The sequence below is a fragment of the Pseudoalteromonas shioyasakiensis genome, from assembly GCF_022398475.1.
In the GTDB taxonomy this organism is placed as follows: Bacteria; Pseudomonadota; Gammaproteobacteria; order Enterobacterales; family Alteromonadaceae; genus Pseudoalteromonas.
Genome location: NZ_JAKEVM010000171.1, coordinates 1 through 7,973, shown reverse-complemented (window position 1 = coordinate 7,973; position 7,973 = coordinate 1). Strand labels below are relative to the sequence as shown.

The following is a 7,973-nucleotide window of genomic DNA, read 5'->3' as shown; positions in this document are numbered from 1 at the left end:
GTATTTCATTATCTATAAGAACTAAAGAAATTTATAAATTTAGTTTAACTGTTTGAATATATTAAGTTATTCTAAGTTTATAAAAGTTGGCAAGCATATTGATACTAGTTATACCAACTGATTAAGTTAAAACACCAAAGAGGTAAATGTTATGGGAATTTTTTCACGTTTTGCAGACATCGTTAATTCTAATATCAATGCCATCTTAGATAAAGCAGAAGACCCAGAAAAAATGGTTCGCCTGATCATCCAAGAGATGGAAGATACATTAGTAGAAGTTCGCTCTACATCAGCAAAAACACTTGCTGAGAAAAAAGAGCTAGTACGTCGCGTTGAAACTTTAAAAGTTCAAGTTGCAGACTGGCAAGAAAAAGCTGAATTAGCACTAAATAAAGACCGTGATGATTTAGCACGTGCAGCACTGATTGAAAAGCAAAAGTCAGCAGATGCAGTCGCAGCGGTTGAAACTGAGCTTGAGCATGTAGAGTCTCACATCGAGAAACTACAGCAAGAAGTCAGCACGTTACAAGAGAAACTAGCTGATGCAAAAGCGCGTCAAAAAGCAATCATCTTACGTCAACGCTCTGCTGAGTCACGTCTTGAAGTTAAAAAAGCACTCGACAGCTCTAAAGTTGAAGACGCTTTAAACCGCTTCGAACGTTACGAAACTAAGATCGATGGTCTAGAATCACAAATAGAGTCTTATGATCTTGGTAAAAAATCATTAGCTGACGAAATTGCTGGTCTTCAGCAAGATGAAAAGATTGATGATGAGCTAGCTGAGCTTAAGAAAAAACTAGCAGATAAAAAATAATAAATGGGGGCATGTCCCCCAATGCTTAAACACATAACGGATTGACAGGAGAGTACCATGTTCGACGCAGAAGTTTTGATGGCACCGATTATTGTTTTTATGGTGGTTGTTGCCCCACTTTGGCTAATTTTACATTACCGTAGTAAAAAACAAGTGAGCCAAGGTTTAAGTGAACACGAGCACCGCCAATTATTAGAGCTTGCACAAAAAGCAGATAAAATGGCAGAGCGTGTTGAAACATTAGAAGCCTTACTTGACCAAGAGGCTCCGCAGTGGAGACGTAAAGTATGAGTACCAAACGCGAATTATTTAGAGACGCAGAGCGTGGCAAAATAGCAGGTGTGTGCGCAGGTATCAGCGATTACTTTAACATGGAGCTTTGGCTAGTACGTATTTTAGTCGTGACAGCAGTGCTATTATCAGGTGGTCCATTTATTGTTGTTGCTTACATTGCTGCTTGGTTTATTTTAGATAAAAAACCAGCAGAAAAAACAGAGAAAAGCACAGACAGCATTCACCAAGACCCGCTTGAAGTAAAATTTAAAGTATGGCAAAAAGGGGAACCACCTCGCCGTGCATTGCAAGACTTAAAAGATCGTCTTGCTCGAGTTGATGGTCGTTTACAAGAGATGGAACGCTATGTCACATCAACAGAATTTACGGTTAGCCGTGAAATCAACAAACTTTAAAGGATATATACGCACCTTGTTTGCATCGTGATACCCAGCGCAAATAAGGTGCTAGACACTTTATGAGCCAATCATTTGCAAAGAACACCTTTAATTCGTTAAAAAATAAAGCGGAAAAAGCCCTTCACCGTAGTTTAGATCAACACGTGAAATTAGCCGTCACAGGCTTAAGTGGCAGCGGCAAAACCGCTTTTATTACCGCCTTGGTTAAACATTTAACCAGTCAAGCTGACGAAAAAAACTTACCTTTTTTTGATGTGATGCGCGAAAAGCGTCATATCGCCACAAAAATAGTGCCGCAGCAAGCACTGACAATACCGACATTTGAATACACAAATGCATTATCAGCGTTATTACCTGTTGAAGGTGAGCCTGCATGGCCTGCCTCTACCGAGCGTATAAATACACTACGTTTGGCAATTAAGTACCAAAGTAACTCGGGGCTACGCGGTCACTTTGCACCGCAATCAACGCTCTATTTAGACATTATTGATTACCCAGGTGAATGGCTACTTGATTTGCCAATGCTAGAGCAATCATTTGCTGATTGGTGTGAGTCACAATACTCACTCTTGCAGCAAACAGCACGCAACGAAAAAGCGAAGCCATTTTTAACAGCCCTTGCTGAACTTGATCTATCAGCCAGTGTTGATGAGAGCAAACTTGCTGATGTCGCTGCGCTTTATCAGCAGTTATTAGTGGGCCTTAAAAAAGACACCAAGCTTGCCATGCTGCAACCAGGTCGCATGCTGATGCCAGGCGAGCTTAAAGGAGCGCCGCTACTGCAGTTTTTCCCGGTTGCGAATGTGCCAGACGACATAACCGAAGGGTCGAATTTAGCGCATCTTAAAAAGCGCTATAAAGCCTATGTAAAAGAGGTTGTAAAGCCTTTTTACGAGCAGCATTTTCGTCATTTTGACCGACAAATTGTGCTGGTGGATGTGCTCAGTGCCTTGAATGAAGGCAGCGAAACCTTGCATGAGCAAAGCCGTGTTATTAACCAATTGTTGGCGCACTTTAATTATGGTGAAGCAAGCTTCTTTAAACGTTTGTTTAAACCAAACATCGACAAGCTATTGTTTGCGGCCAATAAGTCAGATCATATTAGTGCGCAATATCATAAAGACTTAGCGCTATTGCTTGATTCAATCGTGCATGACCAAACGAATCATTTAAAGTTCGAAGGCGTGCAAATCGAAACCATGGCAATGTCATCTATCTGCGCTACAGAGCCGCGCCAAGTGGCTGAGAAAGGCCAACAGTTAGCTTGTATTTATGGCAAGCCTTTAGGCGAGCAAGAATGGCTAACGTATTTACCACCGCAGCCACCGTCACGCCTTCTCAACAAACAAGAGTGGCCAAAACAGGGCTTTGAGTTCTTATCGTTTTCGCCACTGCCATGCCCTGATAAACGGTTAAAGCATATTCGTTTAGATCATGTCATGCAGTACCTGATAGGAGATAAACTAACATGAGTGAGCAACCAAAGGAGATGAACTTTCAGGCAGGTCGCCGTATTTCAAGCTCTGCAAGTAACGAAGCTCCTACAGAGGAGTTAACTGTTGCTAAAGTGATAGAAAACGCCGAATTTATCGACACTGAAGAAGATCAGCAAGATAGCATTGAGCTTGAGCCTGTGTATAAAAAGTCGAAATGGCAAACCCTAAAAGGGGTGTTTGTTGTTAGCTTTTTAGCGTTAGTGTTACTTGAGTTTGCGCTGTCATTGTTTGTGACGTTTCAGCAATCAATTATTTTAGGTTCGGTGTATTTAACGGCTGTTCTCAGTGGTGTGCTGCTGATTGCCCGTGTTATTTGGCGCGAGTACCGCATGCTAAGAAGTTTAAAGCGCAATCAATTGCATCGTACCGAGGCCGACCGCTTACTCAATAGCGAGCAAGTAGGTGAAGCATTACCGTGGCTTGAAAAGCTTAATAAACATCAAACGCTTACTGGGTTTGAAGAGTTTAAGCAACAAATAGCAAGTCACCATACCGATAAAGAAATCATGACCTTATACGCCGATAGTTTATTGGTAAGCCAAGATCAGCAAGCGAAAAAACTGATTAACCGTTTTGCCACTGAGTCTGGCTTATTGGTTGCGCTAAGCCCACTGGCTTTAGTTGATATGATGGCGGTGCTATGGCGTGGCACTAAGCTCATTGAGCAAATTGGCCGTATTTACGGTATTGGTTTTGGTTATGCAAGCCGTATTAAATTGTATCGCTTATTAGTGAAACAAGTATTGTTTGTTGGTAGTGCAGAGTTAGTTTCAGATTTAGCAGCAACGGCACTAAGCGCTGAATTACTGGGGAAATTGTCGGGCCGAGCAGCGCAAGGGCTAAGTGCAGGTATTTTTACCGCGCGTATAGGGTATAAAGCGATGGAGCTTAGTCGCCCATTACCTCGCTTAGAGCATAAGCGCAGCTTGTTAAAAGAAACCGCCAATAGTATTGCCCGTAAAATTGCCTCACGTACGAGTGACAAAGAGACCGAAAATACAAAATGACAACTTTTGTGTACAGTTAATAAAAACAGCTGAGTGATATTTAGCCATCTGAGCATCCGGCATGCTTGTGCATTGTGGGTATCTACGTTTTATTTATGAGTATGAAGTACTGATAATAAAAACGAGAACACACAATGACTAAGCATCACTTACATACACAATGTATTCATGGTCCAGAAAAACCAAATGATCCACATGGCGCACTGAGTGCGCCACTTTACCAAACCTCTACCTTCTCTTTTGCTAATGCAGCCCAAGGTGCAGCCCGATTTGCTGGTGAAGAGCAGGGCTTTATTTATACCCGTTTAGGTAATCCGACAACCCAAGAGCTAGAACAAAAAGTGGCTCAGTTAGAAAACTGTGAAGCAGCGGCTGCCACAGCAACGGGTATGGGGGCGGTGTCTGCGTCTGTGCTTAGCTTTTTACAACACGGTGACCACCTAGTCGCATCAAGCGCGTTATACGGTTGTACCTTTGCATTTTTTGCTCACATGTTGCCGCGCTTTGGTATCGAAGTTACTTTTGTTGATATGACCAATGAAGCTGAACTTCGCGGCGCGGTTAAAGCCAATTCAAAAATGATTTTTGCAGAAACGCCAATTAATCCGACCATGGCAGTGCTTGATTTAAGTTTAATTGCCGATGTTGCCAAGCAGCATCAGCTGATAAGCGTTATCGACAATACCTTCTTAACGCCTTTGCTACAGCAACCGACCTCGTTTGGTATTGATATTGTGGTACACAGCGCAACTAAATACCTAAATGGCCATGGTGATGTGGTAGCAGGGCTTGTGTGTGGCACAGAGGAGCATATCAACCTAATCAAAATGACGGTGCTAAAAGATATTGGTGCAACGATTAGTCCTCATGATGCATGGTTAATTAATCGTGGTTTAAAAACCCTTGCTGTACGCATGGAGCGCCACTGTGCAAGTGCCCAAGTGGTTGCTGAATATTTAGAGCAACACCCGTTAGTTAGCCAAGTTTATTACCCTGGGCTTAAATCACATCCGGGTCATCAATTTATTGGCTCACAGATGAAAGCCGCTGGTGGTGTTATTGCCTTTGAAATAAAAGGCAGCCTTGAAGATGGCGAAACATTTATAAATAACACCCAACTTTGTACCCTTGCTGTGAGTTTAGGGGATGCTGAAACCCTCATTCAACATCCTGCATCGATGACACATTCGCCTTATACACCCGAAGAAAGAGCAGCTGCTGGGATCAGTGATGGTCTAATTCGATTATCAGTTGGTCTTGAGGATGTTAACGATATTATTAACGATCTTAAAACTGCATTTACATTCATTGGTTAGGTTGTAATTTAAAGTTTACGGTTGTGTTTGCTTTTAGCCCTTTAAAAATGTGGTGTGTAAACTTTTAGATCTTTTTGTGTAACCTTAACTTTACGTTGGGGCTGTTTCTGCAAACCTTAGAAACAGCCTTAACTATTAAAATTTCGCTTACTTTTACATAGTATCGGCTTAACAAGTTAATGAGATTCTGATCAATGCTGATCAAGATTTAACGAAGAAGGTTATTATGGCTAAAGCAAGTAATTACACCTCCAAGCAACCTGATGAAAATGGGGTTATCCATTGGAGCGAAGAAGAAAATAAAATATGGTCTGAGCTAGTTGCTCGCCAACTCGCTTGCATAGAAGGTAAAGCCTGTGATGAATATTTAGCAGGTCTTAAGAAAATTAATTTACCAACAGATCGTATTCCACAACTTAGTGAACTCAACGAAGTGTTACTCGAAACAACGGGCTGGCAAGTTGCGCCTGTTCCGGCACTGATCGATTTTGATGAGTTCTTTCGATTATTAGCAAACAAGCAGTTCCCAGTAGCGACTTTTATTCGCAGCCGTGAAGAGTTTGACTACTTACAAGAGCCAGATATCTTCCACGAGATTTTTGGTCATTGTGCGATGCTTACCAACCCAGCATTTGCTGAGTTTACACACAAATATGGTCAGTTAGGTTATGCCGCTGAAAAGAAAGATCGTGTTTATTTAGCACGTCTTTACTGGTTTACCGTTGAGTTTGGTTTAATGCAAACTGAACAAGGTCTGCGTATTTATGGTGGTGGCATTTTATCAAGCCCAGGCGAAACACAGTATGTGTATTCAGATAAGCCAGAAATCAATGCGATGAATGTGCTTGATGTATTACGTACACCTTATCGTATTGATATTATGCAGCCTGTGTACTACACCATTAACTCAATCAATGACTTATTTGATATTTCACAAATGGATATCATGTCGCTGGTGAGTAAAGCAAAAGAATTAGGGCTACATGAGCCAAAGTTTCCTCCTAAAGAAAAATTAGCAAGTTAAGGATTTATAATGTCTTCATTAAGCACACAAAAGTGTGAAGCGTGTCGTGCGGATGCGCCTAAAGTATCTGATGCTGAATTAGCAGAATTGATCAAAATGATCCCAGACTGGGTTCCTGAAGTGCGCGACGGCATTATGCAATTAGAGCGTGTTTACAAGTTTAAAAACTTCAAACAAGCACTTGAGTTCACTAATAAAGTGGGCGATATGGCTGAAGAAGAAGGTCACCACCCAGGTCTGTTAACCGAGTGGGGCAAAGTAACTGTTACTTGGTGGAGCCACTCTATCAAAGGGTTACACAAAAATGATTTTATCTGTGCTGCTAAAACAGACGATGTATTCGCTGCACTGTAAATTTTAAGTTCTGCCCAGAACGATAAAAGGCGTAACCTCAGGTTGCGCCTTTTTGCTTTTTTAGAGTCCAAGAATTAACATTGAACTCTTATCTTTGCGAGAACACTAGAAAAGTAAATAATGAAAAACAAAGCGCTTATTCTGCCATTCCTACTCATTTTACTGCCCTTAATTGATAGCTTGTTTATCCCGCAAACATTTGGCATTCAATGGCACAGCCCTAAGCTGATGTATCAAATAGGCGTAGCACTGATGATTGTAAAGCTCACTATGGTTGCCATTGGGCTTTGGTTATTACTCAAAGCAAAGCGCCTTTATATGGAAGCCAGTAAATCGACCCGTATTCTTAAATTTTCAGTCTTTTTACTTGGCGGCTTACAAGTGGTGATAATGACAGCAATATGCTTTTGGTATTTAGTAGCGGGCACGCAAGCGAAACACTTTATACTGCAAGACAACATTGCTGTATTTACCGCTGATTATGGCGTATTTGCCCCGGTACATCATGAGTTCTCATTTATATGCTTTGATGCCAATGGTTTTTACCACATGCAACCCATAGCCCAGCTACCTTGGCTCGGAACCTTTACCTTTACTAGCCAAGATTCACGTTTGATCATTCAACATAAAAACCAAAGCGGCTCGAATACTCAAGAAATTTCATTAAAAGGGTTTGGCTGTTTGCAGTGAGAGGTGTTGGCTTTGTGAGAGGAGGCTGCGATTATAAGTGGCTTTCTGAATACATGCTCTGCAGAAGCCACTATCAGTCATTTCTAAATCATAATTGTGACATAGCACATGGAGACAAATTGAATAGTTTAAGGATAGTAAAATACACTTTAGTCATGCTGGTTTTGAATACCGTATTAAGTACCTTTATCACTCTAATAATTGGTAGTGATAACTTAGCTTCACTCTCATTCGGCAAATATTTTACATACCAGTTATTACCATCTTATTTATTGAGCGCAGCTATTTATACCGTTATGGCTAAGCGCAATGTTGTAAAAGCTTGGAATTATGCCCTAAGTGTATATTTACTGAGCTTTATAGTGGGAACAGTAATGGTATCGATACTATTACAAATGTTATTTATCCCACCTTTATGGTTTGTAGAAGTGCCTTTGAGTATAGCCTTTGCGATTGTTGGTACTGTCATCGGAATTAAGGTAGGTACTCTGGATAGCAAGGAAGCCAAAGGGCCCTGAACTTGTTTTTTCTTCTAAAAAGTCAAAAAAATTAAGAGCTTAATTTAAAGGTGGAATAAAGA

At 41.1% G+C, this 7,973-nt stretch carries 10 protein-coding genes; all 10 read left to right on the top strand.

Going from position 1 to position 7,973, the window contains the following annotated elements; genetic code table 11:
• Positions 1 to 151 precede the first annotated feature (151 nt).
• The 10 genes from pspA (at position 152) to L1D51_RS19475 (ending at position 7,911) form a co-directional block, all read left to right on the top strand.
• A complete protein-coding gene (gene pspA / locus L1D51_RS19520) occupies positions 152 to 814 on the top strand; it encodes a phage shock protein PspA (protein WP_054562064.1) in 663 nt (220 codons plus the stop codon).
• Positions 815 to 871: 57 nt separating this feature from the next.
• Entirely contained in the window at positions 872 to 1,105 is a 234-nt protein-coding gene (gene pspB, locus L1D51_RS19515; RefSeq protein WP_036969793.1) for an envelope stress response membrane protein PspB, read from the top strand.
• Positions 1,102 to 1,503, top strand: a complete 402-nt coding sequence (gene pspC, locus L1D51_RS19510; RefSeq protein WP_054562063.1) for an envelope stress response membrane protein PspC — start codon at positions 1,102 to 1,104, stop codon at positions 1,501 to 1,503. The genes pspB and pspC overlap by 4 nt, the downstream gene beginning before the upstream one ends.
• A gap of 62 nt (positions 1,504 to 1,565) precedes the next feature.
• Positions 1,566 to 2,978: a YcjX family GTP-binding protein gene (locus L1D51_RS19505; RefSeq protein ID WP_239964564.1), complete on the top strand. Its 1,413-nt coding sequence runs from the start codon at positions 1,566 to 1,568 to the stop codon at positions 2,976 to 2,978.
• Entirely contained in the window at positions 2,975 to 4,009 is a 1,035-nt protein-coding gene (locus L1D51_RS19500) for a TIGR01620 family protein (RefSeq protein WP_054562061.1), read from the top strand. The genes L1D51_RS19505 and L1D51_RS19500 overlap by 4 nt, the downstream gene beginning before the upstream one ends.
• 134 nt (positions 4,010 to 4,143) lie before the next feature.
• A complete protein-coding gene (gene megL / locus L1D51_RS19495; RefSeq protein WP_055199288.1) occupies positions 4,144 to 5,325 on the top strand; it encodes a methionine gamma-lyase in 1,182 nt (393 codons plus the stop codon).
• Positions 5,326 to 5,551: 226 nt separating this feature from the next.
• Positions 5,552 to 6,349, top strand: a complete 798-nt coding sequence (gene phhA / locus L1D51_RS19490; RefSeq protein WP_054553132.1) for a phenylalanine 4-monooxygenase — start codon at positions 5,552 to 5,554, stop codon at positions 6,347 to 6,349.
• 9 nt (positions 6,350 to 6,358) lie between these two features.
• Entirely contained in the window at positions 6,359 to 6,703 is a 345-nt protein-coding gene (locus tag L1D51_RS19485) for a 4a-hydroxytetrahydrobiopterin dehydratase (protein WP_036969771.1), read from the top strand.
• 120 nt (positions 6,704 to 6,823) lie between these two features.
• Positions 6,824 to 7,393, top strand: coding sequence for a hypothetical protein (locus L1D51_RS19480; RefSeq protein WP_239964563.1), 570 nt, complete (start codon positions 6,824 to 6,826; stop codon positions 7,391 to 7,393).
• 119 nt (positions 7,394 to 7,512) lie between these two features.
• Entirely contained in the window at positions 7,513 to 7,911 is a 399-nt protein-coding gene (locus tag L1D51_RS19475; RefSeq protein ID WP_239964562.1) for a hypothetical protein, read from the top strand.
• Positions 7,912 to 7,973 lie beyond the last annotated feature (62 nt).

Bases quoted from the DNA above. Each gene is read 5' to 3' on its own strand.
- L1D51_RS19480 (WP_239964563.1), top strand. From the start codon at position 6,824: ATGAAAAACAAAGCGCTTATTCTGCCATTCCTACTCATTTTACTGCCC.
- L1D51_RS19485 (WP_036969771.1), top strand. From the start codon at position 6,359: ATGTCTTCATTAAGCACACAAAAGTGTGAAGCGTGTCGTGCGGATGCG.
- pspA (WP_054562064.1), top strand. From the start codon at position 152: ATGGGAATTTTTTCACGTTTTGCAGACATCGTTAATTCTAATATCAAT.
- L1D51_RS19505 (WP_239964564.1), top strand. From the start codon at position 1,566: ATGAGCCAATCATTTGCAAAGAACACCTTTAATTCGTTAAAAAATAAA.
- megL (WP_055199288.1), top strand. From the start codon at position 4,144: ATGACTAAGCATCACTTACATACACAATGTATTCATGGTCCAGAAAAA.
- L1D51_RS19500 (WP_054562061.1), top strand. From the start codon at position 2,975: ATGAGTGAGCAACCAAAGGAGATGAACTTTCAGGCAGGTCGCCGTATT.
- pspB (WP_036969793.1), top strand. From the start codon at position 872: ATGTTCGACGCAGAAGTTTTGATGGCACCGATTATTGTTTTTATGGTG.
- phhA (WP_054553132.1), top strand. From the start codon at position 5,552: ATGGCTAAAGCAAGTAATTACACCTCCAAGCAACCTGATGAAAATGGG.
- pspC (WP_054562063.1), top strand. From the start codon at position 1,102: ATGAGTACCAAACGCGAATTATTTAGAGACGCAGAGCGTGGCAAAATA.